This window comes from Novosphingobium naphthalenivorans NBRC 102051, from assembly GCF_001590985.1.
Taxonomy (GTDB): domain Bacteria; phylum Pseudomonadota; class Alphaproteobacteria; order Sphingomonadales; family Sphingomonadaceae; genus Novosphingobium; species Novosphingobium naphthalenivorans.
Map to the genome: position 1 here is coordinate 78,561 of NZ_BCTX01000001.1, position 16,116 is coordinate 94,676.

19 protein-coding genes are annotated in these 16,116 nt (G+C 64.8%); 5 read left to right on the forward strand and 14 right to left on the reverse strand.

The window, feature by feature from the left end:
• The first annotated feature begins 3 nt into the window (after positions 1-3).
• A complete protein-coding gene (locus tag NN5_RS00365; RefSeq protein ID WP_067731952.1) occupies positions 4-1,155 on the forward strand; it encodes a glycosyltransferase in 1,152 nt (383 codons plus the stop codon).
• Positions 1,156-1,180: 25 nt separating this feature from the next.
• On the opposite strand, the gene NN5_RS00370 is transcribed toward NN5_RS00365, so the two are convergent.
• Entirely contained in the window at positions 1,181-1,381 is a 201-nt protein-coding gene (locus NN5_RS00370) for a hypothetical protein (protein ID WP_067731954.1), read from the reverse strand.
• A gap of 145 nt (positions 1,382-1,526) precedes the next feature.
• Positions 1,527-3,122, reverse strand: coding sequence for a nitroreductase family protein (locus NN5_RS00375; RefSeq protein ID WP_067731956.1), 1,596 nt, complete (start codon positions 3,120-3,122; stop codon positions 1,527-1,529).
• 128 nt (positions 3,123-3,250) lie between these two features.
• Here NN5_RS00375 and NN5_RS00380 point away from each other — a divergent pair, with 128 nt between their 5' ends.
• From NN5_RS00380 to NN5_RS00390, 3 genes are read left to right on the forward strand one after another with little or no spacing between them, the layout of a single operon-like run.
• Positions 3,251-4,834: a flavin monoamine oxidase family protein gene (locus tag NN5_RS00380; protein ID WP_067731958.1), complete on the forward strand. Its 1,584-nt coding sequence runs from the start codon at positions 3,251-3,253 to the stop codon at positions 4,832-4,834.
• Positions 4,834-5,502: a glutathione S-transferase family protein gene (locus NN5_RS00385; protein WP_217998547.1), complete on the forward strand. Its 669-nt coding sequence runs from the start codon at positions 4,834-4,836 to the stop codon at positions 5,500-5,502. The genes NN5_RS00380 and NN5_RS00385 overlap by 1 nt, the downstream gene beginning before the upstream one ends.
• 32 nt (positions 5,503-5,534) lie before the next feature.
• Positions 5,535-5,960: a Rieske (2Fe-2S) protein gene (locus NN5_RS00390; RefSeq protein ID WP_067731960.1), complete on the forward strand. Its 426-nt coding sequence runs from the start codon at positions 5,535-5,537 to the stop codon at positions 5,958-5,960.
• 186 nt (positions 5,961-6,146) lie between these two features.
• Here NN5_RS00390 and NN5_RS00395 read toward each other — a convergent pair whose 3' ends face one another.
• The 4 genes from NN5_RS00395 to NN5_RS00410 form a co-directional block, all read right to left on the reverse strand.
• Entirely contained in the window at positions 6,147-6,551 is a 405-nt protein-coding gene (locus NN5_RS00395; protein WP_067731962.1) for a group II truncated hemoglobin, read from the reverse strand.
• The gene (locus NN5_RS00400) at positions 6,548-6,859 is read right to left on the reverse strand and encodes a DUF6156 family protein (protein ID WP_067731964.1); all 312 of its coding nucleotides are present in this window, start codon (positions 6,857-6,859) and stop codon (positions 6,548-6,550) included. Before NN5_RS00400 ends, NN5_RS00395 begins: the two co-directional genes overlap by 4 nt.
• A gap of 9 nt (positions 6,860-6,868) precedes the next feature.
• Positions 6,869-7,198 (reverse strand): heme-degrading protein HmuQ, encoded by a 330-nt coding sequence (gene hmuQ / locus NN5_RS00405; protein ID WP_067731966.1) that lies wholly within the window; start codon positions 7,196-7,198, stop codon positions 6,869-6,871.
• 82 nt (positions 7,199-7,280) lie between these two features.
• Complete coding sequence (locus tag NN5_RS00410; RefSeq protein ID WP_067731968.1) at positions 7,281-7,517, reverse strand: hypothetical protein; 237 nt, start codon at positions 7,515-7,517, stop codon at positions 7,281-7,283.
• 148 nt (positions 7,518-7,665) lie between these two features.
• Here NN5_RS00410 and NN5_RS00415 point away from each other — a divergent pair, with 148 nt between their 5' ends.
• Positions 7,666-8,400 carry a hypothetical protein gene (locus NN5_RS00415; protein WP_157080948.1) on the forward strand — a complete coding sequence of 245 codons (735 nt, stop codon included), beginning with the start codon at positions 7,666-7,668 and terminating at the stop codon, positions 8,398-8,400.
• Between the two features lie 33 nt (positions 8,401-8,433).
• Here NN5_RS00415 and NN5_RS00420 read toward each other — a convergent pair whose 3' ends face one another.
• The 8 genes from NN5_RS00420 to hypF form a co-directional block, all read right to left on the reverse strand.
• The gene (locus NN5_RS00420; RefSeq protein WP_067731970.1) at positions 8,434-8,748 is read right to left on the reverse strand and encodes a hypothetical protein; all 315 of its coding nucleotides are present in this window, start codon (positions 8,746-8,748) and stop codon (positions 8,434-8,436) included.
• 108 nt (positions 8,749-8,856) lie between these two features.
• Positions 8,857-9,009, reverse strand: coding sequence for a hypothetical protein (locus tag NN5_RS25565; RefSeq protein ID WP_157080949.1), 153 nt, complete (start codon positions 9,007-9,009; stop codon positions 8,857-8,859).
• Positions 9,010-9,071: 62 nt separating this feature from the next.
• Complete coding sequence (locus NN5_RS00425) at positions 9,072-10,781, reverse strand: AAA family ATPase (protein ID WP_067732123.1); 1,710 nt, start codon at positions 10,779-10,781, stop codon at positions 9,072-9,074.
• Positions 10,778-11,266 carry a hypothetical protein gene (locus tag NN5_RS00430; protein WP_067731972.1) on the reverse strand — a complete coding sequence of 163 codons (489 nt, stop codon included), beginning with the start codon at positions 11,264-11,266 and terminating at the stop codon, positions 10,778-10,780. The genes NN5_RS00425 and NN5_RS00430 overlap by 4 nt, the downstream gene beginning before the upstream one ends.
• Positions 11,267-11,413: 147 nt before the next feature.
• Positions 11,414-12,463 carry a hydrogenase expression/formation protein HypE gene (gene hypE, locus NN5_RS00435; RefSeq protein ID WP_067731974.1) on the reverse strand — a complete coding sequence of 350 codons (1,050 nt, stop codon included), beginning with the start codon at positions 12,461-12,463 and terminating at the stop codon, positions 11,414-11,416.
• Entirely contained in the window at positions 12,460-13,563 is a 1,104-nt protein-coding gene (gene hypD / locus NN5_RS00440) for a hydrogenase formation protein HypD (protein ID WP_067731976.1), read from the reverse strand. Before hypD ends, hypE begins: the two co-directional genes overlap by 4 nt.
• The gene (locus NN5_RS00445) at positions 13,560-13,799 is read right to left on the reverse strand and encodes a HypC/HybG/HupF family hydrogenase formation chaperone (protein WP_067731978.1); all 240 of its coding nucleotides are present in this window, start codon (positions 13,797-13,799) and stop codon (positions 13,560-13,562) included. Before NN5_RS00445 ends, hypD begins: the two co-directional genes overlap by 4 nt.
• A complete protein-coding gene (gene hypF, locus NN5_RS00450; RefSeq protein ID WP_067731980.1) occupies positions 13,799-16,114 on the reverse strand; it encodes a carbamoyltransferase HypF in 2,316 nt (771 codons plus the stop codon). The genes NN5_RS00445 and hypF overlap by 1 nt, the downstream gene beginning before the upstream one ends.
• Positions 16,115-16,116 lie beyond the last annotated feature (2 nt).

The following is a 16,116-nucleotide window of genomic DNA, read 5'->3' on the forward strand; positions in this document are numbered from 1 at the left end:
CCGATGAAGATCATCGATGTCTGCGCCTTCTATTCCCCGCAGGGCGGCGGTGTCCGCACATATGTCGAGCAGAAGCTCAAGATCGGTCCGAAACTCGGCCACGAGATCGTTATCGTCGCGCCCGGCGACGAAGACGCGGTGATCGAGCGCGGCCCCGGCGCCCGCATTGTCTTCATCCGCAGCCCGCGCTTTCCGCTCGATCGCAAGTACTGGTACTTCAACGAGGCCGAACGGCTTCATGCGGTGCTGGACGCCGAAGCGCCCGACTTCGTGGAAGCAACATCTCCCTGGCGCAGCGCGAGCCTCGTCGCCGGCTGGAAGGGCAACGCACCGCGCAGTCTGGTGATGCACGCCGATCCGCTGTCCGCCTATGCCTACCGCTGGTTCGGCCCGATCTTCTCGCGCGAAACCATCGACCGGCAGTTCTCGATGTTCTGGGAACACCTTCGCCGCAACAGCCGCATGTTCGACCACGTCGTCTGCGCCAATGGTGATCTGTCGCGGCGGCTGCGCGAAGGCGGTGTCGCCAATACGATCACGATCCCGATGGGAGTCGAACCGGGCTGCTTCTCGCCCAGCCACCGCGATCCGGCGCTGCGGGCGCGCCTGCTCGAAGCCTGCGAGATGCCGGAAGGCGCTACCTTGCTGCTCGCGGTCGGCCGTCTGGCGCCGGAAAAGCGCTGGCCGATGGTGGTCGAAGCCGTCAATGCCGCAAGCCGGGAGCATCCGATGGGGCTCGTCATGCTCGGCGAAGGGCGCGAACAGCGTACCATCCTGCGCACCATTGCCGGTAATCCGCATATTCGCCTTCTGGCCCCGGAACGCAGCCGCGAAGTCTTTGCCCGGATCCTGGCGAGCGCCGATGCCCTCGTCCATGGCTGCGAAGCCGAGACATTCTGCATGGTCGCGGCGGAAGCGCGGGCCAGCGGCGTGCCGGTGATCGTGCCTGATGCCGGAGGCGCTCTGGACCACGCCCAGGATGGCGCGGGCCGCTCCTATACCGCCTGCGATCCTGCATCGATGGCACAGGCGGTCCGCGAGATCGCGATTACCCGCCCTCGCCCGTCAGCGCGGGCCCGCACTATGGATGAGCATTTCGAGGATCTGTTCGCCGCCTATGCCGCGACCACGCGGACGGCACGCTGGGCTGCCTGAACGGTCTTTCGCGAGTCGAACCGGATCAACGCCATCCCGGCCATAACGGCCGCGGCGCCTGGGCACAGTCCTGCGGCAGTTCGGGAAGCTGCTCGAAACCGGGCTTGAAGCCCAGCAGAACGTACATATCCCGCTCCAGATAGGGGGCAGCATCGCCCGCGCTCATGTCGACGCGGGCACACTCGCCAAGGCCCGGCAACGTTGTCCGGAACAGTCCTTTGCGCATGATAGTAACACCCCCCGGACTTTCCCGCCGAACCCTGAGAGCCCGGCTACTGATCCCGACGATGGCGATCAAGCCGACCGGCAGCGTGTCACAAACCCGTCAAACAGGCAACCGCAAGCTGACGATCGGGAATCGCCACGCCGGATTACAACCGTGCTTCGAGCCGGAACCGGCCGGGATAGGCCGGCACCGAACTGATGCGTTCGTCCGTAAGTGCCCGGCCCATCGCGAAATGATAGACGGCCTGGAACGTCTCTCCGGTCAGACCCAGCACCCGGTGGATCTCGTCGTCGAGAAAACAGCCTATCCCGGTGCCGGCGTGCCCCGAAGCTTCCGCTTCCAGATAGAGCCGTTGCCCGATCAGCCCCGCCTGCCAGTGCAGCTTGCGGTAACGCCATGGCTCCACAGCGATTGCGTCGCCGAATTCGGCGAGCATACAGAAGGTCGCACAGGAATCCGCAGCGATCGGCTGATGGCAGCACAAGGCGCGCACCAGCTTGCGGAAGTCCCCTGCCGCGAGCCGTTTAAAGGCGGGAACAAGCGCCATCTCAGGCACATCTTCCCAGACGAGACTGCCGTCCATTGCCGCCCGCAGACGAGGCTCGTCCGCCGTATGGGCAGGCAAGGCGTAGAGCCCCTGCTCCAGCCCTTCGACATTGTGCACGAAGGCCAGCAGATGCAGTTCGCCCTGCTCCAGCACGCCCGAGGCGGAATCGAGTATCCGCGAAAAGACCGAGGCGGGCATCACATGGTCGCGCGCATAACGCTGCGCGCTGCGGCGCTGCAGGATGATCTGCGGCGCGCGTGCCACCGGCGCTGCCGATGCCGGTACACGGCCGGCAAGGTCGAGGCTTTCGATCGTCCCGCGGCTGGCCCCGGCGACACTTTCGATCACCGGCCAGCGATACATAGGGCGGGGATCGAGAAGGTTGGCTATACCGGACCAGCGCGGTTCGCCGACACATAGCGGGACAGGAATGTCATCGCGCCCGCCCCGCGCCGGTTCGGTATCGATATGGATGAGCACTTCCGCTTCTTCCTTCTCGGAACGCCCGAAATCCCGCTCGCGCTCCAGTCCCAGCAATCTCTCCAGCGCATCCGCTCCGATCCCGGGAACCACGCGCGCCTGCCAGCCCAGCACGGCACAGGCTGCAGCGATCGCGCCCAAGGCATGGCCGACATCGAGCTGACAGTACCGGAAAGCCCGCTCGCCATATTTCCAGGCCTCGCGCCAGAAGATCGAACTCAGGGCAATCCAGAGGCCGGGTTTCTCCAGAATCGTCGAGCAGCGCAGTTCCAGTCCGTGTTCTGCCGGACGGTAGTGATGCACACCGTCCGGAATGCCGCCGATCCCACGCGCCACGACATAGGCTTCCGTCGGATGCAGGTTCCCGCTTGAAGGGTTGCATCGCAGCGCCCACCGGTCCGGCCCGTATTCCTTGATGGCCGCAAGACCCAGCGACAGTTCAAGCAGAGCGCCAAGGCTGCGGATGTCAGGCGCGGCAGGCGCCACCGGGCATTGCCCGGTCAAGGCCGCGAATGGGGTATCGATACCGTCCGACACCAATGGCAGCAGCGTCACCGGCGCGCCGGCGAATTGCCGGTAGGGCGATGGCTGGGCATCCCAATCCAGCGTTTCCGGCCCGGCCGCATAGCCGTCCTGCCGGTGCTTGGTCTGCTGGTGATAGGCGAGAACCCTCTCTGCCCGCTCCCGCAAATTCCCTTCCGCGACATCGAGCATAGGCAGCGTACCTTCCTGAAAATGGACCGTTCCGATCCCTTTTTGCAAACAAGTTTCATGCCACCGGCCCAAATTGCCCGGTTCTTGCTTGGCATATTCCAACGCAACAAAGCGCCGGGGAGTAAGCCATGTACGATGTCGCCATAGTCGGAGCGGGCCTGAGCGGACTTGCGCTGGCCGAAATGCTGGAAGCGCAAGGGCAGTCCGTGCTCGTGCTCGAAGCGCGGATGCGCCTTGGCGGGCGCATCCTGACCGAGATCGATCCCGACACCGGCCTTGCTGTCGATCTCGGGCCAACCTGGTTCTGGCCGCACCGCCAGCCGCTGGTTGCCGCGCTTGCCCAACGCCTTGAAATTCCATCGTTCCCGCAAAGGGATACGCAGCAGAACCTGTCACTGAGCGATGTCGACAAAGGGCCGCAGCAGACCGCGGCCCTCCCGCTTCACGATGGCGCGCATCGCCTGATCGGAGGCATGGCGCAGCTCACGAAGACGCTGGCCGCGCGTCTTTCACGGACCGAAATCCGCCTCGGCCACATCGTCCAGGCCGTGTTCGACGAGAGCGATCATGTGCGCCTGACATGGTGCTCGGACGCAGGCGATGGCGAAGCGCAGGCGCGCCGCTGCGTCATGGCCCTGCCCCCGCGCCTTGTCGGGTCCATGACATTTTCTCCCACACTGGACCGGGCAACCCTGTCGGCTCTGCAACACACCCAGACGTGGATGGCGACCGCCGCCAAGACCGGCGTGACTTGCGCCAGCGCGGTCTGGCGCGAGGCCGGCCTGTCCGGTTCCGCTTTCGTCACCCACGAACAGGCCGTACTTGCCGAAACCTGGGATGCTTGCGACGCGGCCGGCGATCGCGCGGGGATCGGCGGGTTCGTAAGCCTCTCCCCAGCCCTGCGCCGCGATTTCGCCGAAGGCCTGCCGATCCTGATCGCCAGCCAGCTGACCCAGCTTTACGGCACCGGCCTGGAAACGCGAACGCAGTACTATCAGGACTGGGCAGGCGAGGCCTTCACGTGCAGCGCCGCCGATCTTGCCCAGGAACCCGACGATCATCCCCCGGTCGCCGACAGCGTGCTGCGCGGAGCCCATTGGCGCGAAAAGCTCTACTTCGCCGGAGCTGAAACGGCGGCCCACGATCCGGGCTATCTCGAAGGCGCGCTCGATTCCGCCCATCGGATCGCTCTGGCCATTCGTGAAGCGCAGGAGCGCACGGACCTTCTCTCGCGTCCGGCGAATACCGCAGCCCTGCAAAGCTTCGGCCAATGGATCGGGGAGCAACGGGCAGCGGGGTTCTCGACCTATCGCGCCACCCTGTCGCGCAGTCTGATGCGGCAGGAGCGCGAGCAGCTCACGCAGCGGGCTCTGCTGGCGGCCGCTGAAGACGTCTTTGCCAGGGCGCTCAAGCAGCTCGGCGAATTGTCCTTTGATGGAACGGGCGCTTCGGTATCGCAGGGCCGCTCCAGCCTGCTCCCCGCCGTGCAGGCTCCGTTCAAGCCCTTTCTCGACGGCCTGCTGGGCGAAGTATTGGAATTCAACGCCACATCCTGCGCGCTTTCCAATTTCCCGGACGAGCACAAGCCGCCGCGCGAATATGTGAACGCCATGCTGCGCGATGTCGCAGCGGCCTGGGTGGAATTCTCGCAAGACGCCAACCTGCTCCTGTTGGGCAGCCATGGCGCCGGCGCCAGCGTGGGAGCCGCCTGATGGCCAACATGTGCCTCTACATGGCGCCGGGCTCCTGCTCGACGGCGGCCAACATCATCCTTGAGGAAGTGGAGGAGGTGTTCGAAGTCGCGGTCATCAACATCCCCGCCGGGGAGAACCGCAAGCCCGAATACCTCGCGATCAATCCGCGCGGCACCATTCCCAGCCTGCGCCTGCGCGACGGCAGCGTGCTGACCGACCTCGTGACCATTGCCGAATGGCTGGGCCGCAATTGCCGGCGCGGCCGCTACTGGCCCGCCGACCCGGCCCTGCAGGACCGCGCCCGCGCGATCATGCGCCATGTGACCGAATCCGTTCACGGACAGGGTTTCGCGCGGATCTTCGTGCCGGAGGCCTATAGCTGCGATCTCGAGGAAGCTGCACAGGCCATGGCCGAAGGGCGGCGGATCGCCTCTCTCGCTCTGAACGAAGCAGCCGCGATGCTCGATGCCGAAGGCTATGCGCTGGGCGCTTTCAGCGTTGCCGATCCGATCCTGTTCTATGTCGAATTCTGGGCCGACATGACCGATGTGCCCCTGCCGCCCCGCTTGCTCACACACTACCGGCTAATGCTGGGCCGCGACGCGGTTTACCGCGTGCTGCGGGAGGAAGGTTACGATCCGGGCCGGCTGGGCAATCTGGGCAACAGGGCCGCCGAACGTGCTTAGCGATTTCCCAAACCTCTGGACGGAGGACTACCATGAGTGAACTGTTCGTGATCTGCGAAGCGGTGGAAGTGCAGGAAGAGGACGTGCGCAGCTTCGTGCTGGCGCGCATGATCGAGGGAAAGATGGAGCCCTGGCCCATCATCGTCACCCGCAAGGGCGGCAAGTTCCTGGCCTACGAGAATGCCTGCCCCCATGGCGGCGATCGTCTCGACGCCGGCACCGGCGAGTTCTTCGATGAGGAAGGCAATTTCCTCAAATGCAGCGTCCATGGCGATCTGTTCGATATCGAGGACGGCAAATGCTTCATCGGCCCGGCCAAGGGCCAGAACCTCAAGGCGATCGAGCTGATTATCGACGATGGCGACATCTGCATGATCGACGATACGCTGACCGACGAAGACGGGATGCATCTCGAAGAGCCGGACGCGCACCCCGAAGTGATGATCACGTCTGATTGAGCGGGACCGCCTGGAAAAGGCTCAGGCGGTGACTCGTTGATGAGAACTCCCCCTCCCTTCGTCATCGCGAGGGACGAAGTCCCGTGGCGATCCAGAGCGGTCGTAAACCGCCCTGGATTGCTTCACGCTTCGGGCTCGCAATGACGAAGGAGGGTGAAAGAGTTCATCATCGGCAGGTTTTGGGACTCAGCCCTCCTCCGCGTCCTGCCGGTTGCGCATCCAGTCGGCGAGCTTGGCGACGGAATCGCGGATGGCCTGCCGGGCCGCTTCATCCGCGACGGTTTCCGCCAGTGCTCCGTCCAGGCACAGCATCCAGGCGTCGCGCGCGGCATTGCCGATGGGAAAACCCATGTGGCGCTGACGCAGGCGCGGGTGCCCGCGCTCGGACGAGTAGAGATCCGGGCCGCCCAGCCATTCGGTAAGATAGCGCTTGAACACGCGTTTCACCGGCCCGAGATCCGCATCATGCATGTCCCGGATGCCCTGCGCTTCGGGCAGTGTATCCATGCGGTGGTAAAAGGATTCCACGAGCCGGTCGATGGTCTCCGCCCCGCCGATCCGTTCGAACATGCTCACATTGGCGTCAGTCATCCGCTGGGCGCGTCCTCAAAAGTCAATTCGACCGTTTCCTCATCGATCATCGTGACAAGCGCGCGCAGCAGAGTGCCATCGGCGCGGTAGTCATAACGATGCGACAATTCCACTTCCCCGTAGACCAGCTTGTCGAAACCGGCCAGCCGTTCGCTGTCATTGAACCAGGCACGGATGAACGTATTGCGATTGGCCACTTGCGCCTCATCGATCGGGCCGACCAGCCGGAACGGCAGATCGACACCCGAATAGGTCACGAAATAGCGGAACGCCTGCGCTCCCGGCGCAGCCCCTGCCAATGCGGACATGGAGACAGCTTACCCGACGGAATCGGAAACGCCGACAGTCTGGATCACTTCGAACCCTTCGAACTTCGGCGGGCCGATATAGAGCGGCTTGCGCTCTCCGGCACCGGCATGCGCCTTGCGGAAAGCCTCGGAAGTTGTCCAGGCTTCGAAGTCGGCCTTGGAACGCCAGACGGTGTGCGAGGCGAACAGCGTGTGATCTTCCGCCGCGGGCCCGCGCAGCAGGTGGAATTCGACGAAACCGGGCACTTCGTCCAGATAGCTCTCGCGGGTCTTCCAGACCGTCTCGAAAGCCTCTTCCTCGCCCCGGATCACCTGGAAGCGGTTCATGGCGATGAACATGGGCTGTTCTCCTCTTGATATGTGGCACGCCGTTTCCGGACCAAGCTGGTAGCGCGGCCGGGCGGCGTCAATGGGCCGAAGCTCAGTCCGGCTTGCCCCAGGATACCGATCCCGGAACCAGCTGCGACGTGATACCCGCTTTCACGATGTCGTCGAGCGTGCGGTACAATGTCGCTTCATGGACGAGCGTGCCTCTGGGTGTCATGACTGCGACATAGCGGGAGACATTGTCCACGTCGCACGTGAAGTCCTCTCCCGGGTCATCGGTACTGCGTAAATTTCCATTCCAATCAACAAAATAGCCTTGAACATCTGACATCGTCCACTCTCCGGCTGACGAACCGGCCCGCAGGCCCACGCGTGCCTTGCAGCAAAGTCCATGCCATCGTGCAGGGCGCGAAGATTGATCTCCATCAATTTCACCCCCGGCCTGCGCGCTACACTTCGCTTTTTCCGCGGGAAGCACGATGAACGGCGAGCCAATCGACTTTTTTCAAGAGATGCGGCGCGGTTTCGGCCTGATCCTGGCGCATGAAGGCGCCGATAGTGCCGCCGCCGCGAGGGCCCTGGCCGACAGTGCGTTCGATTGGTTCGAAGACAATATCGCGACCCAGGCGGAAGGGCAGCCAGCGCTGGCCTGCACCAAGGGTTGCCCGACATGCTGCGCGCTTCGGGTTACGGCGACAGCGCCGGAAATCTTCCTGATGGCCCATTACATCCGCATGGTCGAAGCCACCCCGCAAGGCGCACAGTTGCAACTGACACGGCGGATCGTGCTGGCTGAGGAAGCGACGCGCGGCAGAAGCGAACAGGAGAGGCTGGATTCGGGCCGCCCCTGCCCCATGCTGATCGAAGAAGCCTGCGTGCTGCACCCTGTCCGCACGCTCGCTTGCCGGGGCCATGCCGCGTTTTCCGAAGAGCAATGCCGCGCAGCCGCAAGCGGTGAAGAGGTCGACGTGAGTATCTCGGCTGCACACCTGACGCTGCGCGCGCTGGTGCAGAGCGCTTTGCAGGCGGCCCTGCGCGATCGCGGCCTGCCCTGGGGCCTCTATGAACTCAACCAGGGACTGGCCCTGACACTGGCAGAGCCGGAGCTTGTCGACGACTGGTTTGCCGGCACCGACGGCCTTGCCCCGGCAGCCCTAGACCTCGACATGGCAGCGCTCGGCCAGGCGTTCGACGAGTTGCGAACGATCAACTGAGCGCGCCCCAAAAAGCCCGGCTCCAAAGCCCGGCTATTCGATGCCCTCCTGCCAGGCCTTGCTGTTGATCGCCGCCTGAAAGCGCGCCTGCGCATAGCGGGGATCGGATGCGAACTGTGCCTGATTCTCGTAGAGCGCGGCCTTGGCCTTGGCCGCCTCGTCCCGCGTCAAAGAGATGCGTCCAGCCACATGCGTCGCCTCGGGCGCGCTGTACATGATCTGCGCCTTGCGCGGATGGGTGAGAATGTCCGTGACATCCATCGATTCCGGCTTGCCATCCAGCGTCACGGCAAGACCTGTGACTTCAACCTTGCGGCCGTCCTGCGTCATCTTGATAAACGTCGCCATGGCTTGCTCCTGTCCTTGATTAACCTGTGCCTTTGAGCCCCGGCATCCTCTCCCGCATTCCTTCAACCGTTCCGGCGATGCTGAAAATGCGGAAACCCATTCACATCTTCATTCCGCTGCGGACTTTTCCGCGTCTTTGATGAGCACGCGCAGTCTCTGCACCTTTTCGGGGGTCCACATGTTCCGCCCGTAGTAATCGACCAGATACCAGATGTCGTTGTAGTCCTGGGTGGTCAGCTTTTCCTCCGGATTTTCACTCATCTTTACTTCTCCCTTGCTTGTTAAACGTTCGTTGTTCGGGTCCGGCACTCCGCCTCCTCGCTTCACGCGGGCTGACGTTGGGCCATGCTCATGTCCATGCCGCGGAAGATGGAGCAGCGCTGGAACACCTCGATTCCGGGCGGCACACCTTTGTGGCTGCAGTATTTGGCGGTCAGCTTGGCCAGCCCCTTGATGTCGCGCCCGCTCGCATCGGGGAACAGGTCGGCAAGCTGTTCGACCAGGCTATCGGTGACGGCCAGCCCGAACTGATCGACCATGACCCGCCAGATCCGTGCCCGGCTCTCCCGGTCGGGCTGGTGATAACGGATCAGCGCGATGCAGCGCGAGACAATCGCCTCGTCGATGTCGTCCACGCGGTTGGTGGTGAGGAACAGCAGCCCGTTGAAGTATTCCAGCACCCGCAGGAACACGCCGACCACGGCATTCATCGTCATGTCGTCCTCGCGCCGCTTGATATAGACGTCGGCCTCGTCGATCAGCATCACCGCGCCCCAGCGCTGGGCCCGGGTCAGCACATCCTTGAGCGACGTTTCCATCTGCGTGACATTGAGGCCGAGCTGGCCCGAATGGACGCGGTAGAGCGGGCGGCGGATGATCTCCGAATAGACTTCGGCGGTCAGCGTCTTGCCCACGCCCGGAGGCCCGGCGCAGAGCACCGTGGTGCCGCCCGACTTGCCCTCGACGATATCGTCCATCAGCACGTCCATCTCGGCAGTGAGAATGTCGATCAGATCCGTCTGTTCTGGCGGCAGCACCAGCTTGCCCTTGAGCGCGGGCTGGTAGGCATAGGGCTCCATATCGTCGACATGCGCCCAGACGTAATGGTGCAAATCGAGGTGGAACATCAGCACGAAGGCATGGACCGGCACGGCAACGAACATGTCCGCCGGAATGCCCGAGGCGAGCAGGCGAATTTCCTCCTCGTTGTCGTACTGGTTGCTCTTGCCCGCCCGGCGCAAGTACGAGGCGAGGATCTCGCCGGGCACATCGAGCGTCAGCGAGCGCTCGGTCAGAATACCTTCGTCATTGACCAGCCGCGCCTTGCCGCCCGAGGCGGAGAGCACGACCACGTCCTTGCGCGTCCAGTCGGTATCGCGGCGGGAGGAGGTGGGATCTTCCGCATAGAAGGCGCGCCCCTGCGCCGCGAACTGCTCGCCATAAAGGCCGCGCCAGGCGAAGTAGCGTTCCGCCGTGGCATCGTAGGCTGCGATCAGATCGGGGGTTTCCTTGAGGAAGCCCTTGCCCACCAGGACCTCGCCCAGCGTGCGTTCGTCGATATCACCCGCCGTCACCCGGAAGACATTGGTGACAAGCGTACCCTTGGCATTGGCCTTGAGCTCGACGAAGATCTTGCCACTCTCGTCATTGGTGGTCGGCGTGTAGTCCAGCCGCGTGACCACATAAGGCAGCGGACGGCGCGAGATATCCGCGCTGAACAGCCAGCCGCGCAGACCATCTGTAAGAAGGTAGCGCAAGAAGTCGGTCAGGAAATCCTCAAGGTCATTGGCGCCGTAACGCTTGCCGGCATTGCCCAGCACCCCGCGCAAGGTGGTGAGCTGCGCCGCCCGCACCTGATATTCAGGCCCTGCCCCGCGATAGATGTCGCCGAGCAAATCGCATTGCGCATCGGAAAGCTGCGCCACCGGCACTTCGGCCTTCTCTCCGAAGCGCAATTGCGCGCGCAGCGGTTCGAGATCGGGGAAGGCGCCAATCAGCCTGTCGAGATGCGCGCGTTCGACCGCCAGCTTCATGCCGCGCATCCTTCCGCCAGTTCGGAGACCACCGGCCAGCCGACTTCACCCTGCGGATCGAGCTGGCGCAAGGCTGCCAGCATCTCGGTGGCCTCGGCGGGCCGCTCGTCGCGCAAGGCAATGAAGGCAAGCGCCTTCAGCGTGTAGAGGGCAAAGCGGCCGGGATCGGCCGGGCCTGTCCGCAGGGGAATCCGCGGCAGCCACAGCCGCCAGTCGCCGCTCCAACCGGCCTGCCGTGCGGCCTCCGCCAGCCCCGCTTCGGCGATGGCGCGGGCCTGATCGAGACGGCCCGAATAGGTATGGACCTTGTAAAGACAGAAATACGTCGGCAGCGCGGAGGGATCGAGCGCCAGAGCCTGCCGGAACAGCGCATCGGCTGCTGCCTTGTCCTGACGGTGAGCCAGAACGCCGGCCTGAAGAAGTTCATCGACCTCGTCGGGCACAGAGCCGAAGTTGATACCCTCGAATGGTACGTCCGTGTGCATCCGCTGTCTCCTTGCTTCGGTAGAAGCAAGATTCGCGCCACCGTAACACCGGCGTAAATCCGGGCGTTTTCCGCGACTGCGCGACGGATCGAATGCGACAATCCGCGCTACAGCAAGCACGGCTGCGTTGTGATTGCGACAAAGCCCTCAGCAGATGCGCGGCAATTGCTCGCAGGCCAGAAGATCGAGCGCATAGCTGCCGCCCAGCGTGCGCAGCGCGACACTGCCCGGCACTCCCTGCTCCTGCACGGTTCCGATGATCGCGGCGGAGGGATCGAAGCCTCGCAGAACGGCCAGCGCAGCCTCCGCGGCCTGCGGCGGAACCAGCGCAGCGAAGCGGCCTTCGTTGGCCACATAGAGCGGATCGAGGCCGAGGATCTCGCAGGCCCCGCGCACCGGCGGCGAGACCGGAATTTCCGATTGCTCCAGCAGCATCGCCACACCGGCCGTCCGAGCGATCTCGATCAGCGCCGTGGCCAGTCCCCCGCGCGTCAGGTCGCGCAGGCAATGGAGCGGGATGCCTTCCCCGATCAGGCGCAGCACCGGCGCTACGACCGGCGCGCAATCGCTGACGATCGGCGGCTCGAATCCCAACCCCTCGCGCACAGCCATGATCGCCATGCCGTGGCGGCCCAGATCGCCGCTGACCAGGATACTGTCACCGGGACGCACTTGCCGGGGGGAGACCGGAGCCGGTGCGACGACAGTGCCGATCCCGGACGTGTTGATGTAGAGCCCGTCGCCCTTGCCGCGCTCCACCACTTTGGTGTCACCCGTCACCAAGCGGACACCGGCGGCCTGTGCAGCGCTTTGCATCGATTGGGCAATCCGCCGCAGATCGCTCACCGAAAAGCCTTCCTCAATCACGAACCCGGCACTCAGGCAGACCGGACGCGCGCCGCACATGGCGAGATCGTTGACCGCCCCGTTCACCGCAAGCGAGCCGATATCCCCGCCAGGAAAGAACAGCGGCTGCACGACATAGCTGTCGGTCGTGAAAGCCACTTGTCCGGCGGGAACATCGATAAGGGCGCCGTCGTGCGTCAGATCCTCGGGCGACTGCGCAAACGCGGGGCGGAAGATGTCCTCGATCAAGCGGTGCGTCAGCAACCCGCCGCTGCCATGGGCCAGTTCGATATGCTTGCTGTCCATGTCCGGCACCGGGCAGTTCGGCGAAAAGGCGGAACCTCCGTTCATGCCGTAGGCTCCAGCGCTGTCCGCCTGTATCGGTAATAGGCCGCACAGGCCCCTTCCGAAGAGACCATCGTCGCGCCGAGCGGATGCCCGGGCGTGCAGCCCCTGGCAAAGGCAGGGCAATCACAGGGCTTACGCACGCCGCGCAGGATTTCTCCACTGATGCAGTCGCTCGCGCGTTCCGGCCCCGGCACGATCATGGGAAAGCGGCGAAGCGCATCGAAGGTGACATAGCGCTCCGACAGGCCAAGACCGCTGGCCTCGATCCGGCCCATGCCGCGCCAGTCCTGCCCCTGCACCGCGAAGACCCGCTCCATAGCTTCGCGCGCCGCCGGATTGCCGTCCGGACGGACCGAGCGATTGTACTGATTCTCGACCTCGCAGCGCCCCTCCTCCAACTGCCGGATCACCATGTAGAGGCCCTGCAGCAGATCGAGCGGCTCAAATCCCGTGACCACGATCGGAATGCTATAGCGCCGCGCGATGGGCTCGTAATCGCGATATCCGGTGATCGTGCAGACATGGCCTGCCGCCAGAAAGCCCTGCACGCCATTGGCGGGATCGCCCAGCAGCGCGTCCATCGCGGGCGGCACCAGCACGTGGCTGACCAGCAGCGAGAAGTTTGCAACGCCCCGGCTTTCCGCCTGCAATACCGTCATGGCTGTCGCCGGAGCGGTGGTTTCGAAACCGATGGCGAAGAACACCACCTCACGGCCCGGATTGTCCTGCGCGATTTGCACCGCATCGAGCGGCGAATAGACCATCCGCACGTCGGCGCCCCGGGCCTTCGCCGCCAGCAGGCTGCGGTCGTTGCCGGGCACGCGCAGCATGTCCCCGAAGGAGCAGAAGATCACGTCCGGGCGGCTGGCGATGGCAATGGCTGCGTCGATCATGCCGGGCGGCGTCACGCAGACCGGACAACCCGGGCCATGGAGCAGCGTCACCCCCTCGGGCAGCATGTGGTCGATGCCGTGGCGGACGATCGAATGAGTCTGCCCGCCGCAGATTTCCATGATCGTCCAGGGCCGCGTCACGATCGCGGCAATGCCATCAGCGTAGCGGCGCGCGGCTGCGGGATCGCGGTATTCGTCGAGATGCTTCACCGGCCGGTCTCCGGCCCGATCTCATCCAGCAAGGCGAGCGTCCGGTGCGCCTCAGCTTCATCGATCACCGCGATGGCGAAACCGGCGTGAACCAGCACGTAGTCACCGGGGGAGGCCTCGGGAACATAGGCCAGGTTCACCCGCCGCATCACACCGGCGAAGGCGACGCGGCCTTCGCGGGTCAGCGGACCATCGCCTATGACTTCCAGAAGTTCCCCGGGAACCGCAAGGCACATCAGCCTGTCACCTCATCCAGCCAACGCGCGGCATAGGCCGCCTGCCCTACCGCCAGTCCGCCATCATTCGGCGGCACGTGCCTGTGACGGTAAACGCGAAAGCCGGCGTCTTGCAAACGGGTCATGGCCAGCTCGGTCAAAAGAGCGTTCTGAAAGCAGCCCCCGCTCAGCACGACCTGTACAATTCCCGTCTGCCGGGCGATCGCGACGATGGCTTCGGCCAGCCAATGGTGAAAGCCTGCGGCAAGGTCTCCCGCCGCTACGCCTGCGCGAACCGCATCGGTCATGGCCGCCAGCATCGGCCGCCAGTCAAGGCGGGAGGCATTGCCGCCGGGCACCACGACCGGCGAAGGCATGGCATGGACTTCCAATGCCCGTTCCGCAGCAAATTCCACCGCCATCGCCGCCTCACCATCGAACGAGGATCGCTGGCACAGGTTCAGGATCGCGGCGACGGCATCGAACAAGCGCCCCGCACTCGATGTCAGCGGCGCGTTAAGACCCCGCTCCAGCATCTGCCGAAGCATGGTGCGCTCCTCTGCCGAAAAGGCGGCTATGGCTGGCAAGCCGTCGATGTTCCACAGATCCTCGCCATGGATGGCGTAAAGGGCCCCCAGGGCGGTCCGGCGCGGCTCGCGAACGGCCGTTTCCCCGCCCGGAAGAGGGAACGGGAGCAAATGGGCTTCGCGGCGCCACGCCGTGCCATGGACGGCAAGGAACTCGCCGCCCCATACAGTCCCGTCCCCACCAAAGCCGGTGCCATCCCATGCGACACCCAGAACCGGTCCTTCCAGCCCATTCTCGACCATGGCCGAGAGAATATGCGCCAAGTGATGCGGCACAGGGCATACCGGCAATCCCATCGCCCGGGCCGCTTGCGTGGTGTGGTAATCCGGATGAGCATCGCAGGCGACGGGGGCGGCCTCAAGCCCGTAAAGGCCGCGCATGGCCGCGACCGATCGGGTAAACGCTGTGCGGGCTTCGACATGCGCGAGATCGCCAATGTGCGGTCCCAGCACGATCTGCCCGGAACGGCCCAAAGCGACTGCGTCCTTCATATGCCCGCCAAGCGCTAGCACGGGCCCGGCCTGCTTCGGATCGGCCAGAACCAACGGGGCCAGTCCGCGCGCGCAGCGCAGCGCCGTCACTTCCCCCGCGATCAGGCGGACAACCGAATCATCGACCGGATTCACGATCGGGCGGTCATGCGTGAGGAACAGATCCGCGATCCCGGACAGGCGGGCAAAGGCCTCTCCATCGTCCGCCGCCATCGGTTCGCCGCTGCGGTTCCCGCTGGTCGCCACGACAGGGAACCCGAGTGCTTCCGTGAGAAGGGCGTGCAGCGGCGTCGCAGGCAGCATCAGGCCGATGCAGGGGTTATCCGGCGCCACGCCCGGCGCCAGAGGGACAGCACTGCCCTGCTGCACCCTGAGCAGAACGATGGGAGCGGGAGAAGATGTCAGAGCCTCACGCTCTGGCGCGGAGACATGCGCCAGGGCCGAGGCTTCGGCGATGGAACCGGCCATGACCGCGAAGGGCTTGGCCGGACGGTGCTTGCGCTGGCGCAGCCGTGCCACGGCTTCCTCGTTGCGGGCATCGGCCAGAAGCTGGAACCCGCCCAGCCCCTTCAGTGCAACGATGCGTCCGTCGCGCAAGGCCATGGCGGCCTGCTCCAGCGCCTCTTCCTGCCGGGCCAGGACAGCGCCGCCTGCATCGCACAAGGCCAGTTGCGGGCCGCAGTCCGGGCAAGCGTTGGTCTCGGCGTGAAACCGGCGCGAGGCGGGATCGTCGTACTCTGCCCGGCACGCGGGACACATTGCGAAATGCCGCATCGCCGTGCGCGCCCGGTCATAGGGAACGGCCTCGATGATACTGTAGCGCGGGCCGCAATGGGTGCAGGTCGTGAAGGGGTAGCGATAGCGCCGGTTCGCCGGATCGATCAGTTCGGCACGGCATTCCCCGCACAGGGCAAGATCGGGCAGGATATATGCGGAGGGCACGCCGTCCGCATCGCTGGCCCGGATCGCGAAGCCTTGCTGTCCGGACGGTTCGACGCGCTGCTGGGTCCATCCCTCGATCCGCGACGGCTGCGGCGCTTCGCGGCGAAGGCGCGCCAGAAACCGCTCCAAAGCTTCGGCGGGCCCTTCGGCCTCCAGTGTTACTCCGCGCCCCGTATTGCGCACAAATCCGGCCAGCCCTTCCTCTGCGGCCAGCCGGTAGACGAAAGGCCGGAACCCCACGCCCTGCACGGCGCCCGAAACGTCCAGCCTGACCCGCTGCACGTCGCGCGCCTCAAAGCAAGGAAGGGGCTGCATCC